Origin of the sequence: Xanthomonas sp. WHRI 8393 (assembly GCF_040203315.1) — a bacterium.
GTDB classification, from domain to species: Bacteria; Pseudomonadota; Gammaproteobacteria; order Xanthomonadales; family Xanthomonadaceae; genus Xanthomonas; species Xanthomonas arboricola.
In genome coordinates, this window is the sequence record NZ_JBEGGL010000001.1 from 1,016,556 (window position 1) to 1,037,545 (window position 20,990).

Consider the following 20,990-nt stretch of genomic DNA (forward strand, 5'->3'; position numbering starts at 1 on the left):
GCGCACGTGGTACCCGATACTCCGGGAGGGGCATGATGACCAGCGTCTCGATTCATCCTTCGGTAGACAGTGGTATAGCGCGTGGCGGTGCGGAGAGCTTTCAGGGCGGAACCCTTGAATGCCACTGCGCCAGCGACAAGGTGACCGTGGACGTGGCTGCGCAGACCGCGCACAACCACGCCTGCGGCTGCAGTAAATGCTGGAAGCCGGAAGGCGCGACCTTTTCGGTAATTGCGGTGGTGCCGCGCGACAAGGTCACGGTGACCGCGCATGCGGAAAAGCTCAAGGTCGTCGACGAAAGCGCGGCGATCCAGCGGCATGCGTGCACCGGCTGCGGTGTGCATATGTTCGGTCGCATCGAAGACAAGGGGCACGCGTTTTACGGTCTGGACTTCATCCATACCGAGTTGTCGCAGCAGTCGGGCTGGTCGACGCCGGGCTTTGCGGCGTTCGTGTCCTCCATCATCGAAACCGGCACGCCGCCGGCGGACATGGACGGCGTGCGCGCGCGTCTCAACGAGCTCGGGCTGACCCCGTACGACTGCCTGTCGCCGGGATTGATGGATGCGCTGGCCGCCAACGTGGCACGCAAGAAAGGTTTGCTGCACTGATCGTCCAACCCCGCGGCCGGCGCTCGTGCCGGCCGCGGGTTTTTATCGAAGGAATCTCATGGAACGTATCGAACACCATGCCTGTTTCGGCGGCTGGCAAGACGTCTACCGGCATCAGTCGCAGAGCTTGAACTGCAGCATACAGGTCGGCGTCTATCTGCCCCCGCAGGCCGCCGATGGCCCGCTACCGGTGCTGTACTGGCTGAGCGGGCTGACCTGCACCGAACAGAACTTCATCAACAAGGCCGGCGCGCAGCGGTATGCGGCCGAGCATGGCGTGATTCTCGTCGCGCCCGACACCAGCCCGCGTGGCGACGATGTGGCCGACGCGGACGGCTACGACATCGGCAAGGGCGCCGGCTTCTATGTCGATGCCACCGAGCAGCCGTGGGCGGCGCACTACCGCATGTACGACTATGTGGTGAACGAATTGCCGGCGTTGATCGAAGCGAACTTCGCCACCACCGGCGCGCGCGCGATCAGCGGCCACTCGATGGGCGGCCATGGCGCCTTGACCATCGCGTTGAAGAATCCGGGCCGCTATCGCAGCGTGTCGGCATTCTCGCCGATCGTGGCGCCCAGCCAGGTGCCGTGGGGCGAGAAGGCATTCGGCCAGTATCTGGGTCAGGACCGCGCAGCGTGGCAAGCGTACGACGCCACTGCGTTGATCGCACAGGCGCAGGAACGCCTGCCGCTGTTGATCGATCAAGGGGATGGCGACGAATTCCTCGAGAACCAGCTGAAGACGTCGCTGTTTGAACAGGCTGCCAAGGCCGCCGGTTATCCGGTCACGGTGCGGCTGCAGCCTGGTTACGACCATAGCTACTACTTCATCGCCAGCTTTATCGGCGAACACATCGCACACCATGCTGCGGCGTTGCGTGGTTGATCGGCTGGTCGAGTGCGCAGTAGATGCGTGGTATGCGATGGTGGATGGTGGTGCGCCTTGCATTGCCGCGCTGCCGTGTTGCGCGGGCCGCGGCTTGAGTAAAGCGTCGAATTGACTTCCCTGCTCCCCTCGGGAGACGGTGCCCCGCACGGGCGGATGAGGGACGGGCGACGCCCGATGGAGCGGGCAGCTGGCCTTGTGGAGCAGCCGATCTGCGCGTGGCTGCAGAGCCCTTGCCCGCCTACCATCGCGGGACACGCCGCAAGTACGTCCTTGTAGGCTCTTACGCGGCATCCATGCCGCGTAAGGTCCCGCGACGTTGGGCGGGCAAGGACCAGGCGAGATGGTCGGTGTGCTGGTGCAAGCAGAGCATGGCGTGCCGTTGTTTGGATAACGGCGTCCTGTCAGCTTTTCAATACAGCGCATTCAACAGGCAGGCTTCAACACAACGCCCTGCAGACTTCCTGGTAAAGCGCGCAAGCAGCCTTTTCGCATCTGAAGTCTGCGTCGACCAGCTGCGTCACATCATTATCTTGTCGGCTATCGCCATTGCCACAAACCAAGAACGGCTAACGCACGACCTGCGCCGCAAGCTTGCCCAATCGGCGCATCGCGCGCTCCAGCGTGTCGCTCCATGGCTGGCCGCAGGTCAGCCGCAGGTGATCTGCGTAGTCGCCACGGCTGGAGTACAGATGACCGGGCGAGGTGCCGATGCGTTCTGCCAGCGCGGCCTCGAACACGGCCTGGCCGCTACCGCCGTCGGGCAACTGCAGCCATAGCGATAACCCGCCTGCCGGGTCGCCCACGCGCGTGCCTTCCGGCCAATGCCGCACGATGGCATCGCGCAGCCGCTGCCCGTTGTCGGCCAGGGTGCGGCGCAGCTTGCGCAGATGCCGTTCCAGATCGTGTTGCGCCAGGTAGTCGGCCAGTGCCAGTTGCGGCAGGCTGGCGCTGCCGACGGTGGAAAAGTACTTGGCGCGCACCAGGGCGTCGGTCCAGTCGCCACCCAGCAACCACCCCACCCGCAGGCCGGGCGAGAGCACCTTGGAGAACGAGCCGCAGGTGATCACGTTGGCATGGGTATCGAAATGGCGCAGCGGACGTGGACGTTGGCCCGACCAATCCAGTTCGCCGTAGATATCGTCTTCGATCACCACGGTGCCATGGCGCGCGCAGCTGTCGAGCAATGCGCGCTTGGCGCTGTCGGGCGTGAGGCTGCCGCTGGGATTGTTGAAGTTGGGGACCAGCACTGCCGCACGCACCGGCGTGCGCTGCAGCAGCGTATCCAGACGCGCGACATCGATACCCTGGCCGGGACGGTTGGGTACCTCCAGCACCTTCAGGCGCAGTGCCGCCACCGCCTGCAGGATGCCGTGATACGTGGGCGTTTCCACCAGCACCACATCGCCCGGTGCGGTGAGCGTGCGCAGCGCCAGGCTGATCGCCTCCATCGCGCCGGCGGTGATCATCACCTCTTCTGCGTCGACGGTGGTTGCGCAGTGTGCATAACGTTGTGCGATCTGGCGGCGCAGTGCAGGGTGGCCTTGCGGCGGTGCGTAATCCAGCGCCGCCGTGCGCTGGCGACGCAGCTGCCGCGACAGGGCTGCGGCCAGTTGCGCGGTGGGCAATAACGCAGGCGCGGGGGTGGCAGTGTGCAGCGGCACCAGGTCGGTACGCGCCAAGGTGTCGAGTACGCGCTGCAAGGCGGGGTTGTCGACCATGCCCGGTTTGCGCCGACGTGGGACGGGTGCGGCGGCCGGCAATGCAGGCGCCGCACTGCGCACGAAGTAGCCCGAGCGCGGGCGCGCTTGCACGCGCCCCTCGCGTTCCAGTTGCAGGCAGGCCTGCACGGCGGTGGCGGTGCTGATGCCATGGTTGGCGGCCAGTTGCCGGATCGAGGGCAGGCGCTCGCCGGCACGCAGGGTGCCGCCTTCGATCTGCTGCCGCAGCTGCGTGGCCAGCGATTCGTACAGCAGCATCTGCGGGCGCCTTCCATCTGTATTGGTCGATTTGCAGCGTATCTGAATCTGTGATGGTTGGGTAGCACGTTGCAGACTGGCCGTGCCCGGTGAGTACGCCAGGTATCTTCCCTTCTGTGAGGTTTGCCGTGCTGCTTCCTGTGTTTATCGTCGATGCGTTCACCACGCTGCGTTTCAAGGGCAATCCGGCAGCCGTGGTGCCATTGCAGGCCTGGTTGCCGGAGCCGGTGATGCAGGCCATCGCCAGCGAACACAATCTTTCGGAGACCGCCTTCTTCGTTCGCGACGACAGCGGGGTGTTCGACATCCGCTGGTTTTCACCGCTCAAGGAGGTCGGCTTCTGCGGGCATGCGACCTTGGCCAGCGCGTTCGTGATCGCGACGCACCAGCTGGCGGCGTTTCCACTACGCTTGCGTACGCCGGCTGTCGGTGAGATCGCCGTTGCCAGGATGGATGAGCGCAGCTTCGAGCTGCGCTTTCCCAACCAGGAGCCGTCGCTGCTGCAGGTGGTGCCGCACGCGTTGTCTGAGTCGTTATCGATCGCGCCCCAAGCTGTCTATGCGAACGCGCAGGCGTATATCGCCGTCTACGCCGACCAAGCACAGGTGCGTGCGGTGACGCCGGATCTGGGCCGGATGCTGGCACTGGCGCCGCGCGATGTGGCGGTCACCGCGCCAGGCCTTGAGCATGATTTTGTCTCCCGCTACTTCTGGCCCTGCAACGGCGGCAGCGAAGATCCGGTCACCGGGTCGATTCATGCCGCGCTTGCGCCGTTGTGGGCGCAGCGGCTGGGCAAGACGCAGCTCACCGCGCTGCAGGCCTCCGCGCGTGGCGGCGAACTGCAGTGCCGGGTCGAGCCGCGGCATGTCTACGTGCGCGGCAGCGCTGTCCAGTATCTGCAGGGAACCATTGCGCTATGAGCAGTCCTCTATCTGTGCATGCAGTATCGGCCGGCGCTGGGCGACGGGCGGTCTGGCAATTGCTGGTTGCCGAAGTCCTGATCGGTTCGGTCGGTGTGTTCGTCCACGAAAGCGGGCAGGATCCGGTGACGGCGGTGTTCTATCGCTGCCTGTTCGGGGCGCTGTTTCTTACCGTATGCGGCTTGGTCGGTGGACAGCTACGAGGGCTATGGCGCGAGCGTGCGCTGTTGCGCGATGCCATCGTCAGCGGTGTGCTGCTGGTGTTGAATTGGGTGGCGTTGTTCGCCGGCATGGCGCGCTCGTCGATCGGCGTGGCGACCATGGTCTACCACGTGTTTCCGTTCGTGATGTTGCTGCTGGCCGCGCTGGTGCAAGGCGAGCGCACGCGGCGTGCCGATCTGGGCTGGACGTTGCTGGCATTCGTCGGCGTGGCCTGCTCGGCAAATCCGGCCCGGTTGTGGCAGGCGGCCGACCGTGGCTATCTGATCGGCATTGCACTGACGCTGTTGGCGGCGTTGCTATGCGGTGCGTCGCTGCTGATGTCGCGCCGTATCAGCCGCGAGCGGCCGCTCGCGGTGGTGACGGTGCAATGCTGGGTCGGCACGTTCCTGCTGGCCGGGTTTTCCAGCAGTGCGGCGTTGCATCCGGGTCTGCACTGGCTGTGGCTGGCGGGCCTGGGCGTGATCCACAGCGGCATCGTCTATGTGCTGTTCTATTCGTCCTATCGCCATCTGCATGTGGCCACGATTGCGGTGCTGGCGTTCGTGTATCCGCTGGTGACGCTACTGCTGGACTATCTGCTCTACGCCCACGCATTGGTGCCGGTGCAGTGGCTGGGCCTGGCGCTGATCGTGGTGGGCACGCTGGCGGTGAATTTGAAATGGCGCTGGCCGCGGCCTGTGGCAGACAGCGCACCGGCCTGAGCCACATTGCCGCCGCGTCGTGCACGCGTCGGCCGTGGAAGTCAACGCACGTCGCGCAGTTCCCAGTGGTGCCCGGCCAGGGCCTGCATGCGCTGCTTGAGCAGGTCGCCGGGGATGCTGGTGGTGGCGACCAGGTCGACACGCAGGTCGCCCTGCTTGCCGGTAACCGTGGCCGATGGATCGGTCACGCCCAGGCTGGGGTCCACCGCGTCCGGGTCGGCCTGCAGCTGGCGCCAGCGATCGAACCAGGCCGGATCACGCAAGGCGGCCTGCAACTGTTCGGCAAAGGCCTCGGCACCATGGGCACTAAAGCTCACGCTCGCATCGCCGCCGCGGGCGAGCTTGGGGTCGGGCAGGCTGATCGAGTAGCTGACAGGCATGTGCAAGGACTCTGATGGATGACGCCGGTACGTTAGTGCAGCGACGGTGATCGCTCCGTCGACAGGTGGGGACAGGTGGGAGCCTCCAGGTGCGAAGTCACGGCCTGTTCCGCGAGCGAAGAGGGTGCTGTGCGCTCGTCCCGCCAGGTCTTGACGGCATCTGGTGAACGAGGCTGCAACTCGGAATCCCGGCTGATTTTGGCTCCTCGTGTATTAGGAATGAGGTCGCTCGGCTAGATCAGTTGTAGAGCGGCTGATCTGCGGCTCCACTGCAGGGCCCTTGCCCGCCCACCATCGCAGGACACGCCGCAAGTACGTCCGTGTAGGTTCTTACGCGGCATCCATGCCGCGTAAGGTCCCGCGACGGTAGGCGGGCAAGGGCCAGTCGAGCTGGTCGGTGTGCATGGTGTTCAACGAACCAGCCTGCAACCGGTGCGGTGTCTTCGCCGTGCCCTCGACGCTGTGAGTTTGCTGCAGGGCCCTTGCCCACCCATCATCGCAGGACACGCCGCAAGTACGTCCCTGTAGGCTCTTACGCGGAATCCATGCCGCGTAAGGTCCCGCGACGGTGGGCGGGCAAGGACCAGTCGAGTTGGTCGGAGCGCATGGTGTTTAACAAACAGCTTGCAACCGGTGCGGTGTCCTCGCCGCGCCCTCGACGCTGTGAGTTTGCTGCGGGGGCCTTGCCCGCCCACCATTGCGGGACACGCCGCAAGTACGTCCTTGTAGGCTCTTACGCGGCATCCATGCCGCGTAAGGTCCCGCGACGGTGGGCGGGCAAGGACCAGTCCAGATAGTCGGTGTGCACGGGCGAGCAGGGCGTGGCATGCAGTGTTTGCAGCATGGCTAATCAGTTGCCAAGACGAGCCGAGCAGTTAGCAGGCTTTCAATGAAGCAACCTCAGAACGTCCTGGTGCGGTGACCTTGCCGGTTCCGGGACCCTTGGCGGCATGGATGCCGCCAAGGAGCCTCCATGGACGGATCTACGGCGTGTCCCGGAAGTGGTGAGGGCACCGCGCCCTCGACCAATGAGGCTTTGCTACGACCTCATACGCCTTGACTCAAAACGTGGTTGTCCTGGGCTGGGACCCGGCGGCGTGGGTGAGGTCGCGGTTACCCGGAAACGACTGCATAGCGTGGAGACGTGACTGCAGACCGTCGCCACACAGCATTTATGCGGAATTTACGCGGCGGCTGTTGCAGGTCCATAGCGACTTTACGCAGCCCGGGAAGACACTGCGCGGGTTGGCGGAGCGGTTCCGCCGTGGACGATCCCGATGCATCCCTTGACCTGTCTGCTCCATCGCCGCTGCGCGCGCGGTGCGGCAGCGCTTTGCCTTGTCGGCCTGCAGACGCTGCATGCGCCGTCGCATCTCGCATCCATCGCGCCGCGTTGCGCGCGCCTCGGGGAGTAGCCCACATGCCTGCCTGGTTGTCCCTGTTGTGCGGCGTGGCCGTACTCGTTGCCGCCGCGTACCTGTTGTACGTGGTCCTGCGCCCCGAAGACTTCTGATGCGAGTGCGCTCCAATGATTGAAACTCTCCTTGTCTACGCGCTGGCCATCGTGCTGGCCTGGCCCCTGGGCCGCTACCTGGCAGCGGTGATGCGCGGCGCCCCGATGCGTGGCGACGTGCTGTTCGGCTGGATCGAACGGCCGTTGTATGCGTTGCTCGGTACCCGCCCGCAGCAGGGCATGTCGTGGCGTGGGTATGCGGTGGCGTTCCTGCTCAGCAACCTGGTTGTAGGCCTGCTCACCTGGGCAGTGTTCATGACCCAGGCGTGGCTGCCGTTCAACCCGGACGCCATCCCGAACATGCGCTGGGACACCGCGCTGCACACCATGGTGTCGTTCGTCACCAACACCAATCAGCAGCACTACTCGGGCCAGGCGCAGTTGTCGTATCTGGCGCAGATGACCGGCATCGTCGGCCTGCAGGTGGTCACGCCGATGATGGGCCTGGCATTGGCGGTGGCGACCTTGCGCGCATTGTTCGGTGGGCGTGCCGTTGCAACTGTGTCCGACGCCTTGCCGGCATCCAATGCGACGGCCAGCGCCAAGCCACGGGTGGCCGGGCTGGAGGAGCCGGAGATCGTCACGCCGCGCCCGGGGCGGCAGCAGTCGGCTGCCGGATTGGAGGCATTGCCGGACGCAGACGTCGGCAATTACTGGGCGGATGTGATCCGCGCCAGCGTGCGTGTGTTGCTGCCGCTGTGCCTGCTGTGGACCGTGCTGCTCGGCTGGCAGGGCGTGCCCTCCACGCTGCAGGGTGCGGCCACTGCCGCACCGCTGGACAGCAGCGCCGGCATGTCCAAGCAGACCATTCCGGTCGGGCCGGTTGCGGCGATGGTCGCGGTCAAGCAGCTCGGCACCAACGGTGGCGGCTGGTACGGCCCCAACAGTTCGGTGGCGCTGGAAAATCCCACGCCGCTGAGCAACCTGCTGGAGACCTTGGCGCTGGTGCTGTTGCCGATGAGCGTGGTGTTCATGGTCGGCTATCTGACCGGGCGCAAGCGCCTCACCGCGCTGGTGTTCGGCACCATGCTGACGATGTCGGTCGCGTCCACCGCGCTGTTGCTGTGGTCCGAAGCGCATTCGGCCAGCGCCAGCTCGGCTGCCTTGATGGAAGGCAAGGAGGTGCGTGTCGGCGCAGATGCGTCTGCGTTGTGGGCGGCCTTGACCACGCAGACCTCCAACGGCTCGGTCAATGCGATGCACGATTCGCTGGCGCCGTTGAGCGGCCTGGTCACGCTGGTGGACATGCTGATCAACGCGATCTGGGGCGGCATCGGCTGCGGCTTGCAGCAGTTCGTGGTGTATCTGCTGCTGAGCGTGTTCCTGGCCGGTTTGATGACCGGGCGCACGCCGGAGTTGTTCGGCCGCAAGATCGAAGCGCGCGAGGTGCAGTTGCTTGCGCTGCTGATCCTGCTGCAGCCATTGGTGGTGCTGGGCTTCACCGCAGTGGCGCTGGCGGTGCCGGCATTTACCGCCAATTCCAATCCCGGCTTCCACGGCATCAGCCAGGTGTTCTACGAGTACACCTCGGCCTTTGCCAACAACGGGTCGGGTTTCGAAGGCCTGGGCGATGCGACGTACTGGTGGAACCTGAGTTGCTCGGCGGTGCTGGCATTGGGCCGCTATCCCGCGCTGATCCTGCCGCTGATGGTGGCCGCGCGCATGGCAGTGAAGCGGCGCGCGCCGGAATCGGCCGGCAGCCTGCAGGTCGAAACGCCAACCTTCGCGCTGACCCTGATGGCGATCGTGCTGGTGCTCACCGTGCTGCAGTTCATGCCGGCACTGGTGCTGGGTCCTATCGCTGAACACCTCGCCCTGGCGGCGTCCTGAGAGTTTGAGCAATGTCTACGATCGATACGACTGAAAAACGCGCGCGCGGTGACGCGGCGTTGTTCGACGCCGCCGTGCTGGTGGCGGCGATGCGCGCGGCCTTCCTCAAGTTGGCGCCGCGGCATCTGCTGCGCAGCCCGGTGATGGCGGTGGTGATGGGTGGCACGCTGCTGGCGGCGGTGATCACCGCCAGCGGGCATGGCAATGCCGGGTTCGGCTGGGCGGTGACGGCGATCCTGTTCGTCACCGTGCTGTTCGGCAATTTCGCCGAGGCCATCGCCGAGGCGCGCGGGCGTGGGCAGGCCGCATCGCTGCGCCGTGCGCGCAAGGATCTGGTCGCCCGCCGGGTGGAAACCGCACTTGGCGGCCGCGAGACCCGCGTGCCGGCGGCAGAGCTGCGCCCGGGCGACTACGTGATGGTGTCCGAAGGCGAATTCGTCCCGGCCGATGGCGAGATCGTGCGCGGCGTTGCAACGATCAATGAAGCGGCGGTCACCGGCGAATCGGCACCGGTACTGCGCGAGGCCGGCACCGATCGCAGTGGCGTGATCGGCGGAACGCGCGTGCTTTCCGACGAGATCGTGTTCAAGGTCACCGCCGAGCCGGGGCATAGTTTCCTGGATCGCATGATCGCCTTGGTGGAAGGCGCCAACCGGCAGAAGACGCCGAACGAAATCGCGCTGACCCTGCTGCTGGCGGCGATGACGCTGACCTTCCTGATCGTGGTGGCCTCGCTGCCGGCGATCGCCGGCTTCGTCGGCGTTACGCTGGACCCGCTGTTGCTGATCGCGCTGCTGGTGTGCCTGATCCCGACTACCATCGGCGGGCTGTTGCCGGCGATCGGCATTGCCGGCATGAACCGCGCGCTGTCTGCCAATGTGCTGGCCAAATCCGGCAAGGCGGTGGAAGTGGCCGGCGACGTGGACGTGCTGTTGCTCGACAAGACCGGCACCATCACCTACGGCGACCGGCAGGCCACCGCGTTCCATCCGCTGGCCGGCATCGACCGTGCGCAGCTGCGCGATGCTGCAATGCTGGCCTCGCTGGCCGACCCGACGCCGGAAGGCAAATCCATCGTCAAGCTGGCACGCCAGCAGGGCGCGGTGGCGGTCGAGCCGGAGGGCGCGCATTTCATCGGCTTCACCGCGCAGACCCGCATGTCCGGCGTGGATCTGGCCGGGCGCAGCATCCGCAAGGGTGCCGGCGATGCGATCGTGGCCTATGTGCAGGCGCAGGGCGCCACGGTGTCGCCGGAGTTGAATGGCCGCATCGAAGAAGTCGCGCGCGGCGGCGCCACCCCGCTGGTGGTGGCCGAAGGCCGGCATGTGCTGGGCGTGGTCGAGCTGAGCGATGTGGTCAAGCAAGGCATCAAGGAAAAGTTCGCGCAGCTGCGTGCGATGGGCATCAAGACGGTGATGATCACCGGCGACAACCCGCTCACGGCCGCCGCGATTGCCGCCGAAGCCGGCGTGGACGACTACATCGCCCAGGCGCGCCCGGAAGACAAGCTGGCCCGCATCCGCGCCGAGCAGGCCGGCGGGCGGCTGGTGGCGATGGTCGGCGACGGCACCAACGATGCGCCGGCGCTTGCCCAGGCCGACGTGGGCCTGGCGATGAACTCCGGCACGCAGGCGGCCAAGGAGGCCGGCAACATGGTCGATCTGGATTCGGATCCGGCCAAACTGCTGGCGGTGGTCGAAGTGGGCAAGCAGCAGCTGATCACGCGCGGTGCGTTGACCACGTTCTCGTTGGCCAACGACGTGTCCAAGTATTTCGCGATCCTGCCGGCGCTGTTTGCCGCGGCGATTCCGTCGATGGCCGCGCTCAACGTGATGCAGTTGTCCAACCCGCGGCATGCGGTGCTGGCGGCGTTGATCTTCAATGCACTGATCATCCCGGCATTGATTCCGCTGGCGTTGCGCGGCGTGCGCTTTCGCCCGTCCAGCGCCACGGCCCTGCTGCGCCGGAACATGCTGATGTACGGCGTCGGTGGCGTGTTGCTGCCGTTTGCCGCGATCAAGTTGATCGACCTGGCGCTTGTCGCCACTTTGGGGAACTGAGTCATGACGATTTCTTCGAAAACCGGTACGTCCACGGCGCAGCCGTTGCGCGACGACGGCGCCCTGCGCGGGGCGGTGATGCTGGCATTGTTCATCCTGCTGGGCCTGGGCCTGAGCTATTCGCTGGTCGCCACTGGCATCACCGGTGCGCTGTTCCCCGAGCAGGCGCACGGCTCGTTGCTGCGCGATGACGCGCGTGTGGTGGGCTCGGCCCTGGTGGCGCAGCCGTTTGCCAATGCGCGCTATTTCCAGCCACGGCCCTCGGCGGCCAAGTACGACCCGACTGCGGCGGCCGGCAGCAACCAGGCGCGTTCCAATCCCGACCTGCAAACCCGCATCGCCGCCACGCGCGCCGAGGTGGCTGCACGCGACGGCATCGCACCGGAGGCGGTCCCCGCCGAGCTGATCACCCAATCCGGCAGTGGCCTGGATCCACACCTGAGCCCGGCCGGCGCACAGGTCCAGGTGCGCCGGGTCGCCGCCGCGCGCGGCTGGCCGGAACAACGCGTGGCCGCGCTGGTACGGGCTGCCACCGAACAGCCACAGTTCGGCCTGCTCGGGCAGCCGCGGGTGAATGTGCTGGCACTGAACCTGGCGCTGGATCGCGCGGGGAATGGGGAGTCGGGAATCGGGAATGGGCTAAAGCAACAGCACTAGAGCTGTCAGCTCGCGGTAGGCTGCACCAATCCCCAATCCCGCTTCCCCAATCCCGGCCTCCATGATTGACGCCCGCACCCAACAAGCCGACGCGCTGATCGGCGAACTGCAGCGCGAACATGGCGGGCGCCTGACCGTGTTTCTGGGCGCGGCGCCCGGGGTGGGCAAGACCTACGCCATGCTGTCGAGGGCGCGCGAGCGCCTGCGTCAGGGCATGGACGTGGTGGCCGGAGTGGTGGAAACCCATGGCCGCAGCGAAACCGCGGCACTGCTGGATGGCCTGCCGCTGCTGCCGCGCACCCGCATCAACTACCAGGGCCGGGAGCTGGAAGAACTCGACCTGGACGCGTTGCTGGCGCGCAAGCCGAAGCTGGCGCTGATCGACGAGCTGGCCCATCGCAACGTGCCGGGCAGCCGGCACGAGCGGCGCTGGCAGGACATCGTGGAACTGCTCGATGCCGGCATCGATGTCTACACCACGGTCAACATCCAGCACCTGGAAAGCCTCAACGACATCGTGCTGCGCATCACCGGCGTGCGCGTGTCCGAAACCGTGCCCGATGCGGTGTTCGACCGCCTGCGCGACATCGTGCTGGTGGACCTGCCGCCGCGCGAACTGATCGAGCGCCTGCAGCAGGGCAAGGTGTATCTGCCCGAGCAGGCGACGCAGGCCTTGCAGGCGTTTTTCTCGCCCTCCAACCTCACCGCGCTGCGCGAGCTGGCGATGCAGACCGCGGCCGACCGCGTCGACAGCGACCTGCGCGACACCCAGGCCGCACGCGGTTTGCCGGGCACTGCCGCCTTGCGTCGCCGCGTGGTGGTGGCCATCGATGGCCGTGGCAGCTCGGATTATCTGGTGCGGGTGGCGCGGCGGTTGTCCGAACGACGCGATGCGCCGTGGACGGTGGTCACCGTGCAGACGCGCACCGTGGCCGACGCCGCCTGGCAGCTGGAGATCGACCGCGCCTTCGCACTGACACGTCGCCTGGGGGGCGATACCGCGCTGCTGCACGGCGCCAACGTCGCCGAAGCGTTGCTGGATTTCGCCGCGCAAAACGGCGTGTCCACGCTGGTGCTGGGGCGCACGCGCGAACGCCCGCTGGCGCGCATGTTCAACCGCACGCTGACCCAGCAACTGCTGCAGCGTGGCGCGCATTACGAACTGGTCATCGTCAGCTCCGCCGATGCGCGTGCACGCGCACGCCAGCGTTGGCGCAATCCGCGCCAGTGGCTGCAGCGTTACGACCTGGCCTTCGCGGCGATCGCCGCCGCTGCCGCGGTTGCGGTGGCGTGGGTGATCCAGCGCTGGACCGACATCGACGACCTGTCGATGGTGTTCATCGTCGCGGTGGTGCTGGTGGCCTCGCGCACGCGCATGGCTGCCGCGGTGATCGCCGCGCTGCTGAGTTTTGTCGCCTACAACTTCTTCTTCATCGAACCGCGCTTCACCCTGCACATCAGCGCGCGCCAGGGCGTGGTGACGGTATGCCTGTTCCTGATCGCCGCCCTGGTCGCCGGCCGCCTGGCCTCGCGCCTGCGCAGCCAGGTGCTGGCCTTGCGCGCCGCCAATGCGCATGCCAATGCGCTGCAGACGCTGGCCCGCGAGCTCAGCACCGCCGCCGACCTGGGGCAGGTGCTGGAAGCCGGCCGTCGCGCGCTGACCACGGCCCTGGATGCCGAGGCCTGGTTGCGCCTGGAGCAGCGCGAAAGCGATGCACCGGCCAGCTTCGGTGCACTCGATCGCAGCGCGGCGGACTGGACCCAGCGCCACGGTCAGCCGGCCGGCCGCTTCACCGACACGCTGGCCGGTGCGCAGTGGTGGTGCCTGCCGGTGCGGCACGAACGCGGCAGCCTGGGGGTGGCCGCGCTGCGTTTCCGTCAGAGCGTGCAGCGGCCCGGCCTGGAGGAGCGTCGGCTGGCCGAAGCGATGGTGGAGGACATCGGCCAGGCGGCGCTGCGCACGCGCCTGGTCGCCGATCTGGAAGGCGCGCGTGTCAGTGGCGAAACCGAGCGCCTGCGCTCGGCATTGCTGTCCTCGGTCTCGCACGATCTGCGCTCGCCGCTGGCCTCGATGATCGGCTCGGCCAGCAGCCTGGCCAGCTACGGCGATGCGATGGACGCGCAGGACCGCCACAGCCTGCTCGACACCATCCAGCTCGAAGGCGAGCGGCTGGATCGCTACATCCAGAACCTGCTCGACATGACCCGGCTCGGCCACACCGGGCTGACCTTGAAGCGCGACTGGATCGGCGTGGACGAGCTGATCGGCTCGGCCACGCGGCGGCTGCAGCGCTACCAGCCGGCGGTGCGCCTGCAACTGGATCTGGCCGCCGACCTGCCGGCGATCTGGGTGCACCCGGCGCTGGTGGAACAGGCCATCTTCAACGTGCTGGAGAATGCGGCGAAATTTTCGCCAGCCGGTGTGGCCGTCACCGTGCAGGCACGGCTGCAGGCCGGCGCCCTGCAGATCGATATCGGCGACCAGGGTCCCGGCATTCCCGAGGACGAGCGTGCGCGCATTTTCGACATGTTCTACAGCGTGGAGCGTGGCGACCGCGGCCGTCACGGCACCGGGCTGGGCCTGACCATCTGCCAGGGCATGATCGGCGCGCATGGCGGCAGCGTGGAGGCGCTGGCCGGCGCCGATGGTCACGGCACCACGATCCGCATTACGCTGCCGTTGCTCGTTCCCGCCGCGCCACCTCGCCCCGATGCCGACTGACCTCACTGCCATCCCGCCTGCCCGCGTGCTGATCGTCGACGACGAGCCGCAGATCCGCCGCTTTCTCGACATCAGCCTGCGTGCGCAGGGCTACCGCGTGCTGCAGGCCGGCACCGCCGAGGAAGGCCTGGCCACGCTGGCCGGGCAGGGCGCCGAACTGGTGGTGCTGGACATCGGCCTGCCCGATCGCGACGGCCACGAGGTGCTGCGCGAGATCCGCCAGTGGTCCAACGTGCCGGTGATCATGCTCACCGTGCGCGCCGGCGAAATCGAAAAGGTCGCCGCGCTCGATGCCGGCGCCAACGACTACGTCACCAAGCCGTTCGGCGTGCAGGAACTGATGGCGCGCATCCGCGCGCTGCTGCGCCAGGCCGGCGCCGGCAGCACGGTGGAAGAGAGCGTGTTCGACGACGGCCGCCTGCACATCCACCTGGGCCTGCGCGAGGTCACCCTCGATGGCGAAGCGGTGCCCTTGAGCCGCAAGGAATACGCCCTGCTCGCGCTGCTGCTCAAGCACGCCGGCCGCGTGGTCACCCAGCCGCAACTGCTGCGCGAGGTGTGGGGCCCCACCCACGAGGAAGACACCCATTACCTGCGCATCCTGGTCGGCAAGCTGCGCCAGAAATTGCACGACGATGCCGCCGACCCGCATTACATCGTCACCGAACCGGGCGTGGGTTTGCGCTTTATCGGGGTGACGCGTTGAGGCGACAACGCCACTAGCGCGGTGGCAGCACCTTGCCCGGATTCAGGATCCCGTCCGGATCCAGCGCAGCCTTGATCGCGCGCATTGCGGCCAGTGTCGGTGCGCTGAAAGCCTGCGTCATGAACGCGCGCTTGGCCACGCCGATGCCATGCTCGCCGGAGAGCGTGCCTTCCAGCGACAGCACCAGTGCGAACAGACGCGGCAATGCGGCATGTGCGCGCGCGTCCTCGTCGGCATCGGCCGGGTCGTACATGATGTTGACGTGCAGGTTGCCGTTGCCGGCATGGCCGAAGGCGACGATCGGCAACGCGAATTCGGCGGCAAGCGCTTCCACGCCGGCCACCAGTTCGGGGATGCGCGAGACCGGCACCACCACGTCCTCGTTGATCTTGCCCGGCTTGATCGTGCGCAGTGCCGGCGACAGCGCACGCCGCGCGGCCCACAACCTGTCGCGCGCGCTGCCATCGGCGGCCACGTCCAGGCTCACCACGCCCTCGCCATCGGCGGCATCGTGCAGGGCCTGCAATGCGTAGGGCAGGGTGTCGTGATCGCCATCGGCTTCGATCAGCAGCATCGCGCCGGCCTCGGGCACATCGCTGCCGTTGCGGCGCAGTAATGCGATCGCACTGGCATCCATGAATTCCAGCATCGTCGGCGTGGTCGGTTGCGCCATGATGCGCGAGACCGCCGCCGCGGCGCTGGCCGCATCGCGATACAGCGCGCGCACGCCGGCTTGCGCGACCGCGCGCGGCGTCAGCTTCAAGGTCGCTTCGACGATGATCGCCAGGGTGCCTTCGCTGCCGACCAGCAGATGCGTCAGGTCGTAGCCGGTGGAATTTTTCGTGTACGCGCCGCCGCAGCGGATCACCTCGCCGGTGCCGGTCACAGCGACCAGGCCGAGCACGTTGTCGCGGGTGGCGCCGTATTTCACCGCGCGCGGGCCGCCGGCATTGGTGGCCAGGTTGCCGCCGACGCTGCAGATGTCCGCGCTGGACGGATCCGGCGGCCAGAACAGGCCGTGCGGCTGCAAGGCCTGCTGTAATTGGCCGTTGAGCAGGCCCGGTTGCACGATGGCGCAGCGATCGGCCGGACGCAGCGCGAGGATGCGATCCATGCGTGCCATCGACATCACCACGCCGCCGGAAAACGGCACCGCCGCACCGGTGGTGCCGGTGCCGGCGCCGCGCGCGACGATCGGCACGCCATGCGCGCGGCAGGCCTGCACGATCGCCACCACATCCTCGGTATCGCCCGGCAAGGCGACGGCGGCGGGCAAGGCCCAGCGGCGCGAATCGTCCTCGCCATAGCGGCGCCGCGCGTCGTCGCCGGTCAACCAGCCATCGGGGCCAAGCCGCGCGGCCAGCAACGCGGCCAGGGCAGTGGGAAGCACATCGGTCATGAAGTGTGATCCTGTGGTGCCGCGCGCTGGATGCATTTCCATCCCAGCACCGCGACGGTGAGCGGCAGCCAGACCCAGCGCAGCTCGGAGAGCAGCGTGGCAAGGCCGCGCGCATTGAAGAAACCGTTGGCGAAGGGCGACACGCGAATCGGCCGCCATGGCGCGAACCAGCGCGCCTCGCTCCAGGGCCAGGTCAACGCAACGCCAAGTCCGCCGGAGGTCATCGCATCCAGCAATGGATGCGATGCGGCGCAGACGAACAAGAACGCTGCTGCCTGCAGCGCGTCCGCACGCAAGACGCGATGCGCAACACCAGCCAGCAGCGCGATCAGCCCGGCAAACAGCAACGAGTGGCTGGCACCGCGATGGCCGAACGCATCCGCATACGGAACATGCAACGCGAACGCCAGCACATCGGCATCGGGCAACATCGCCGCGACGATGCCGGCACCGAGCAGGCGCGGCGACAGGCGGCCGCGTTCACTGGCGCACCAGAGCGCCAGCGGCACCGCGGCATGGGTGATGATGGTGGGCATCGCGCGTGGGTCGTCGTCGTCAGCAATCGTCGGCGCGGAAGGCGTCGCGGATCCAGTTCAGCACCGGCGGCTCACCGCTGGCTTCCACCACATCGAAGCGGCACGGCAAGGTCGCCAGTGCCGGGTGATAGGCAAGGAATAATTGCGCGGCCAGCACCAGCTTGCGACGCTTGCGCGCATCCACCGATGCCGCGCCGCCGCCGAAGCGGTTGTCGCGGCGATAGCGCACTTCCACGAACACCAGCGCCTGGCCGTCGCGCATCACCAGATCCAGTTCGCCGCCGCGGTAGTTGGCATTGCCCACCACCAGCCGCAACCCGGCCTGCTCCAGCAGCGTGCGTGCGGCCGCTTCCACCGCCGCACCCCGCTGCTGGCGCGCTGCCGGCATGGCGTCAACGGCCGTCGGCGATCGGCACCGGGCGGCCACCGTTGAAGGTGGACCAGGCCGGAGTGCGCAGCACGTTGCCGAAGCCATCCAGATGCAGCGTGCCGGTAGCGCCGCGCAGGCCGCCGTCGGTGCCGGTGGCGAGCTTTTCCAGATATGCGCTGATCTTCCAGGCGTCGTAGCCGAAAGCGAACAGGCGCGCGCCGGGTCCGCGTGCGCTGGGCAGCGTGCTGGCAACCTGGGTGGAGGCCGGCAGCCCGGACACGCCCAGTGCGGTCCAGGTTTCGCTCGGGTAGATGATGCCGTCCAGGGCCAGGTCGTCTTCGACCTTGCCGGTGCCGGCCACCAGCTGCGAGGTGCCCACGCGCGACTTGCCGGCGAATCCGCTCAAGGCCAGTTGCGGCGCCAGCGCGCGCGCGGTGTTGCCGCGCACCGCCAGGAATACCGCATCGGCAGCACCGTAGTTGCGCAGCTGCGCACCGATGTCGCCCGGTACCTCGGCCACGCTGATGCTGCCGGCGACGCTGCCGCCGCGTTCGGTGAAGCGGTCGCGGAAGGCCTTGATGGTGCGCTTGCCGTTGTCGTCGCTGGTGCCGACGATCAGCACGTTGCGGCGCTCGCGCGAGAGCAGGTATTCGGCGGCCATGATGCCGTCGTCTTCCGGCGCCAGCGAGAAGCCGGCGCTGCCGCTGGGCGGTGCCTTGTTGTCGGTGGGGCGGTTGAGCGCCAGCACCGGCACCGGCAGCTGGCCGCGTGCGAACACGGCGCTGACCTCGTCGCGACCCAGCGGGCCGACCACGTAGTCGACCCCGGCGCTCACCGCCTTGTCGTAGGCGGCATTGGCGCCGGCGGCAGTGCCGGCGGTGTCGAAGAAGCGCAGTTCCGGGCGGCGGCGGGTTTCGGCGTAGTAACCGGCCAGCAGGCCGTCGCGCACCGGCGCCGAGGCGGTCGCCAGACTGCCGCTGAGCGGCAGCAGCACGCCCAGCTTGACCGGCGGGCGGTAGCCGTCGCGTTCGGCCGGCGGGCGCTTGCTGGTGTCAAAGCCCCATTGCGCGTCGCGATCGAAGGCGCGCGGCAGCGCCAGCCCGCGGCTGATCAAGGCGCGGCCGGCAAAGTTGTACAGCGGGTCGCCCGCCGGCAGCGCCGCGGTGCGGCCCTTCAGCGTGGCATCGTCGAGTGCGGCGAGCAGGCGCACGATCGCGCGCTGGTTCTCGCTGCGCGGGGTGCCGGTCAGGCTGGCATCGGCGCGTGCGCGGTCGGCGGCGGCCCCGAACAGGTCGCCGGTACCTTCCAATGCGGCGGCGCGTGCCAGCAGCCAGCGGGTCTGCAGCGGCTGGGGCAGGCCTTGCGGGCTGTCGCCCAGCGCCTGCAGCGCCTGCGCGGCCTGCTTGTCGATCACCGCCAGCTCGCCGGTCAATAGCGCGAAGCGGGCGCGGTCTTCGCCGCTGAGATGGCGCGGGGTCACCTGGGCCAGCAGCGTGCGCGCACGCGCGTCATCGCCGGCGTCGTGCCAGCCGAATGCAGACGCGGCCAGCAGGCGGCTGCGCTGCGCACCGCTGGCGCTGGCCGCCTCGGCTTCCAGTTGCTGCGCCGCCTCGCGCGGCTTGCCCTGGTCCAGCAATGCCAGCGCCGCGCTCTGGGTCGGCGAGGCGGTCTGGGTCACGCTGCTGGTGGCGCAGCCGGCGGCCAGCATCACCATCAGCGACAGGGCGGAGATCCTTGCAACACGCTTGTTCATTTCAGATCCATTGGACGGGGCCCGCCGGGGCGGACCGTTAAAAACGCTACGATTCTACCCTTTGCCCTACGGAATACCGTTGATGACCTCCCCCGGAACCCTGCACGTGGTCGCCACGCCGATCGGCAACCTGGCCGACCTGTCGCCGCGTGCGCAGGAGGTGCTGCGTGGCGTGGCCGCGATCTGCGCCGAAGACACCCGCCATACCCGCCAGCTGCTCGGCCATTTCGGCATCGACCGCCCGCTGCTGGCCCTGCACGACCACAACGAAGAGGCCATGTCCGAGCGCATCGTCGCGCGCCTGCGCGAGGGCGAGTCGCTGGCCATCGTGAGCGACGCCGGCACCCCGCTGGTCAGCGACCCCGGCTTCAAGCTGGTGCGCGCCGCGCGTGCGGCCGGGATCCGGGTCAGCCCGGTGCCGGGTGCCTGCGCCGCCATCGCTGCGCTCAGCGTGGCCGGCCTGCCCAGCGACCGTTTCGGCTTCGAGGGCTTTCTGCCGGCCAAGAGCGCCGCGCGCCGCGAGCGCCTGGCGCACCTGGCCGGGGAGACCCGCACCCTGGTGTTCTACGAGTCCTCGCACCGCATCGTCGAGTCGCTGGCCGACCTGCGCGGGGCCTTCGGCGACGAGCGCCCGGCGGTGATCGCCCGCGAGCTGACCAAGCTGTTCGAAACCGTGCTCGACGGCACCCTGGCCGAGCTGCAGGCCAGGGTCGAAGCCGACGACAACCAGCGCAAGGGCGAGTTCGTGGTGATGGTGCAGGGCGCCGCCGACGCCGCCGAAGGCCAGCTGGCCGAAGGCCGCCGCGTCTACGCCAAGCTGGCCGAACACCTGCCGCCGTCCACCGCCGCCAAGCTGGCCGCCGAGCTGACCGGTGCGCCGCGCAAGGCCTTGTATGGCGGCTAGGTGTGCTGTTGCAGGAGCACGTTGACGTGCACTGGGATTTTTCTCGGTAAGGCCTCTCGCGCCCGGGTGCGCTCCTACGGGCAATTGCGGGCCTGCCGGCGATGGCGGGGCCGGCTCGCGGCGCCGTTCTGAAAGGTGGCGATAGCGTATAGTGCGCCCCGGCGGAGTCGGCCAGACAGTCGCGTCACTCGCAAGAGTGCCGAGGAAAGTCCGGGCTCCATAGGGCAAGGTGCCAGGTAACGCCTGGGCGGCGCAAGCCGACGGAAAGTGCAACAGAAAGATACCGCCTACGTCCCTCGTCACCCCTCTGCCGCCACTGAAACGTGTCGGCGATGCATAGGCATCGCCAAGTGCGTTCGGAGGCCGCAGAGGGGTGGCGAGGGGCCGGTAAGGGTGAAATGGTGCGGTAAGAGCGCACCGCGAGTCCGGTAACGGACCGGCACGGCAAACCCCACCTGGAGCAAGACCAAATAGGGATCCATTGGCGTGGCCCGCGCTGGATCCGGGTAGGTTGCTTGAGCGCTGCGGTGACGTAGCGCCTAGACGAATGACTGTCCACGACAGAACCCGGCTTACCGGCCGGCTCCGCCACCTTCTTTCGGGCGTTCGCCCTTCGCGAAGTTGCCCACGCTTGGTGCCGCCTTCGGCAGTACAAAACGCGGGCCCCGCTGCGGGCATGCCAGAACCCCGCGGCTGTTTCGCTGCCTTCTTTGGGCGTTCGCCCCCAAGAAGCCACCCACGCTTGGTACCGTCTTCGGCAGTACAAAACGCGGGCCCCGCTCCGGGCAGGCCAGAACCCCCGCGGCTGTTTCGCTGCCTTCTTTGGGCGTTCGCCCCA

Annotated in this window: 17 protein-coding genes and 1 other RNA gene; 12 read left to right on the forward strand and 6 right to left on the reverse strand. The window is 67.7% G+C overall.

Annotated elements, in window-relative coordinates; genetic code table 11:
• Window positions 1–35 precede the first annotated feature (35 nt).
• Window positions 36–611, forward strand: coding sequence for an S-(hydroxymethyl)glutathione synthase (gene gfa / locus ABQ137_RS04285; RefSeq protein ID WP_349781300.1), 576 nt, complete (start codon window positions 36–38; stop codon window positions 609–611).
• 58 nt (window positions 612–669) lie between these two features.
• Window positions 670–1,500, forward strand: a complete 831-nt coding sequence (gene fghA / locus ABQ137_RS04290; RefSeq protein WP_349781302.1) for an S-formylglutathione hydrolase — start codon at window positions 670–672, stop codon at window positions 1,498–1,500.
• Window positions 1,501–2,069: 569 nt separating this feature from the next.
• On the opposite strand, the gene ABQ137_RS04295 is transcribed toward fghA, so the two are convergent.
• A complete protein-coding gene (locus ABQ137_RS04295; protein ID WP_349781304.1) occupies window positions 2,070–3,479 on the reverse strand; it encodes an aminotransferase-like domain-containing protein in 1,410 nt (469 codons plus the stop codon).
• Window positions 3,480–3,607: 128 nt separating this feature from the next.
• Between ABQ137_RS04295 and ABQ137_RS04300 the strand changes: the two genes are divergently transcribed.
• Both ABQ137_RS04300 and ABQ137_RS04305 read left to right on the forward strand, forming a co-directional pair.
• Window positions 3,608–4,399 carry a PhzF family phenazine biosynthesis protein gene (locus ABQ137_RS04300; protein ID WP_349781306.1) on the forward strand — a complete coding sequence of 264 codons (792 nt, stop codon included), beginning with the start codon at window positions 3,608–3,610 and terminating at the stop codon, window positions 4,397–4,399.
• Window positions 4,396–5,322 carry a DMT family transporter gene (locus tag ABQ137_RS04305; RefSeq protein WP_349781308.1) on the forward strand — a complete coding sequence of 309 codons (927 nt, stop codon included), beginning with the start codon at window positions 4,396–4,398 and terminating at the stop codon, window positions 5,320–5,322. Before ABQ137_RS04300 ends, ABQ137_RS04305 begins: the two co-directional genes overlap by 4 nt.
• A 41-nt stretch (window positions 5,323–5,363) precedes the next feature.
• Here ABQ137_RS04305 and ABQ137_RS04310 read toward each other — a convergent pair whose 3' ends face one another.
• Entirely contained in the window at window positions 5,364–5,702 is a 339-nt protein-coding gene (locus ABQ137_RS04310; RefSeq protein WP_039509881.1) for a hypothetical protein, read from the reverse strand.
• Between the two features lie 1,420 nt (window positions 5,703–7,122).
• Between ABQ137_RS04310 and ABQ137_RS04315 the strand changes: the two genes are divergently transcribed.
• From ABQ137_RS04315 to ABQ137_RS04340, 6 genes are all read left to right on the forward strand, one after another.
• A complete protein-coding gene (locus ABQ137_RS04315) occupies window positions 7,123–7,215 on the forward strand; it encodes a potassium-transporting ATPase subunit F (RefSeq protein ID WP_006452907.1) in 93 nt (30 codons plus the stop codon).
• Between the two features lie 15 nt (window positions 7,216–7,230).
• Entirely contained in the window at window positions 7,231–9,045 is a 1,815-nt protein-coding gene (gene kdpA / locus ABQ137_RS04320; RefSeq protein WP_349781310.1) for a potassium-transporting ATPase subunit KdpA, read from the forward strand.
• Window positions 9,046–9,056: 11 nt separating this feature from the next.
• A complete protein-coding gene (gene kdpB, locus ABQ137_RS04325; protein ID WP_349781312.1) occupies window positions 9,057–11,105 on the forward strand; it encodes a potassium-transporting ATPase subunit KdpB in 2,049 nt (682 codons plus the stop codon).
• A gap of 3 nt (window positions 11,106–11,108) precedes the next feature.
• A complete protein-coding gene (gene kdpC / locus ABQ137_RS04330; protein WP_349781314.1) occupies window positions 11,109–11,762 on the forward strand; it encodes a potassium-transporting ATPase subunit KdpC in 654 nt (217 codons plus the stop codon).
• Window positions 11,763–11,823: 61 nt separating this feature from the next.
• Window positions 11,824–14,484, forward strand: a complete 2,661-nt coding sequence (locus ABQ137_RS04335) for a DUF4118 domain-containing protein (protein ID WP_065032075.1) — start codon at window positions 11,824–11,826, stop codon at window positions 14,482–14,484.
• The gene (locus ABQ137_RS04340; RefSeq protein WP_349781316.1) at window positions 14,474–15,190 is read left to right on the forward strand and encodes a response regulator; all 717 of its coding nucleotides are present in this window, start codon (window positions 14,474–14,476) and stop codon (window positions 15,188–15,190) included. The genes ABQ137_RS04335 and ABQ137_RS04340 overlap by 11 nt, the downstream gene beginning before the upstream one ends.
• A gap of 13 nt (window positions 15,191–15,203) precedes the next feature.
• Here ABQ137_RS04340 and ABQ137_RS04345 read toward each other — a convergent pair whose 3' ends face one another.
• From ABQ137_RS04345 to ABQ137_RS04360, 4 genes are read right to left on the reverse strand one after another with little or no spacing between them, the layout of a single operon-like run.
• Entirely contained in the window at window positions 15,204–16,589 is a 1,386-nt protein-coding gene (locus ABQ137_RS04345; protein WP_349781318.1) for an FAD-binding oxidoreductase, read from the reverse strand.
• Entirely contained in the window at window positions 16,586–17,125 is a 540-nt protein-coding gene (locus ABQ137_RS04350; RefSeq protein ID WP_039515804.1) for a metal-dependent hydrolase, read from the reverse strand. Before ABQ137_RS04350 ends, ABQ137_RS04345 begins: the two co-directional genes overlap by 4 nt.
• 19 nt (window positions 17,126–17,144) lie before the next feature.
• Complete coding sequence (locus tag ABQ137_RS04355; protein ID WP_184432089.1) at window positions 17,145–17,513, reverse strand: YraN family protein; 369 nt, start codon at window positions 17,511–17,513, stop codon at window positions 17,145–17,147.
• A 4-nt stretch (window positions 17,514–17,517) separates the two neighbouring features.
• Window positions 17,518–19,248 (reverse strand): penicillin-binding protein activator, encoded by a 1,731-nt coding sequence (locus ABQ137_RS04360; RefSeq protein WP_016903090.1) that lies wholly within the window; start codon window positions 19,246–19,248, stop codon window positions 17,518–17,520.
• A gap of 82 nt (window positions 19,249–19,330) precedes the next feature.
• On the opposite strand from ABQ137_RS04360, the gene rsmI reads away from it, so the two are divergent.
• Together rsmI and rnpB are read left to right on the forward strand one after the other, a co-directional pair.
• Complete coding sequence (gene rsmI, locus ABQ137_RS04365) at window positions 19,331–20,152, forward strand: 16S rRNA (cytidine(1402)-2'-O)-methyltransferase (RefSeq protein WP_039523544.1); 822 nt, start codon at window positions 19,331–19,333, stop codon at window positions 20,150–20,152.
• A 163-nt stretch (window positions 20,153–20,315) separates the two neighbouring features.
• Window positions 20,316–20,743, forward strand: an RNA gene (gene rnpB, locus ABQ137_RS04370) — RNase P RNA component class A.
• Window positions 20,744–20,990: the final 247 nt, after the last annotated feature.

Bases quoted from the DNA above. Each gene is read 5' to 3' on its own strand.
- rsmI (WP_039523544.1), top strand. From the start codon at position 19,331: ATGACCTCCCCCGGAACCCTGCACGTGGTCGCCACGCCGATCGGCAAC.
- ABQ137_RS04350 (WP_039515804.1), bottom strand. From the start codon at position 17,125: ATGCCCACCATCATCACCCATGCCGCGGTGCCGCTGGCGCTCTGGTGC.
- ABQ137_RS04305 (WP_349781308.1), top strand. From the start codon at position 4,396: ATGAGCAGTCCTCTATCTGTGCATGCAGTATCGGCCGGCGCTGGGCGA.
- ABQ137_RS04360 (WP_016903090.1), bottom strand. From the start codon at position 19,248: ATGAACAAGCGTGTTGCAAGGATCTCCGCCCTGTCGCTGATGGTGATG.
- ABQ137_RS04340 (WP_349781316.1), top strand. From the start codon at position 14,474: ATGCCGACTGACCTCACTGCCATCCCGCCTGCCCGCGTGCTGATCGTC.
- kdpB (WP_349781312.1), top strand. From the start codon at position 9,057: ATGTCTACGATCGATACGACTGAAAAACGCGCGCGCGGTGACGCGGCG.
- ABQ137_RS04345 (WP_349781318.1), bottom strand. From the start codon at position 16,589: ATGACCGATGTGCTTCCCACTGCCCTGGCCGCGTTGCTGGCCGCGCGG.
- fghA (WP_349781302.1), top strand. From the start codon at position 670: ATGGAACGTATCGAACACCATGCCTGTTTCGGCGGCTGGCAAGACGTC.
- ABQ137_RS04310 (WP_039509881.1), bottom strand. From the start codon at position 5,702: ATGCCTGTCAGCTACTCGATCAGCCTGCCCGACCCCAAGCTCGCCCGC.
- kdpC (WP_349781314.1), top strand. From the start codon at position 11,109: ATGACGATTTCTTCGAAAACCGGTACGTCCACGGCGCAGCCGTTGCGC.
- ABQ137_RS04315 (WP_006452907.1), top strand. From the start codon at position 7,123: ATGCCTGCCTGGTTGTCCCTGTTGTGCGGCGTGGCCGTACTCGTTGCC.
- gfa (WP_349781300.1), top strand. From the start codon at position 36: ATGACCAGCGTCTCGATTCATCCTTCGGTAGACAGTGGTATAGCGCGT.
- ABQ137_RS04335 (WP_065032075.1), top strand. From the start codon at position 11,824: ATGATTGACGCCCGCACCCAACAAGCCGACGCGCTGATCGGCGAACTG.
- ABQ137_RS04355 (WP_184432089.1), bottom strand. From the start codon at position 17,513: ATGCCGGCAGCGCGCCAGCAGCGGGGTGCGGCGGTGGAAGCGGCCGCA.
- ABQ137_RS04295 (WP_349781304.1), bottom strand. From the start codon at position 3,479: ATGCTGCTGTACGAATCGCTGGCCACGCAGCTGCGGCAGCAGATCGAA.
- kdpA (WP_349781310.1), top strand. From the start codon at position 7,231: ATGATTGAAACTCTCCTTGTCTACGCGCTGGCCATCGTGCTGGCCTGG.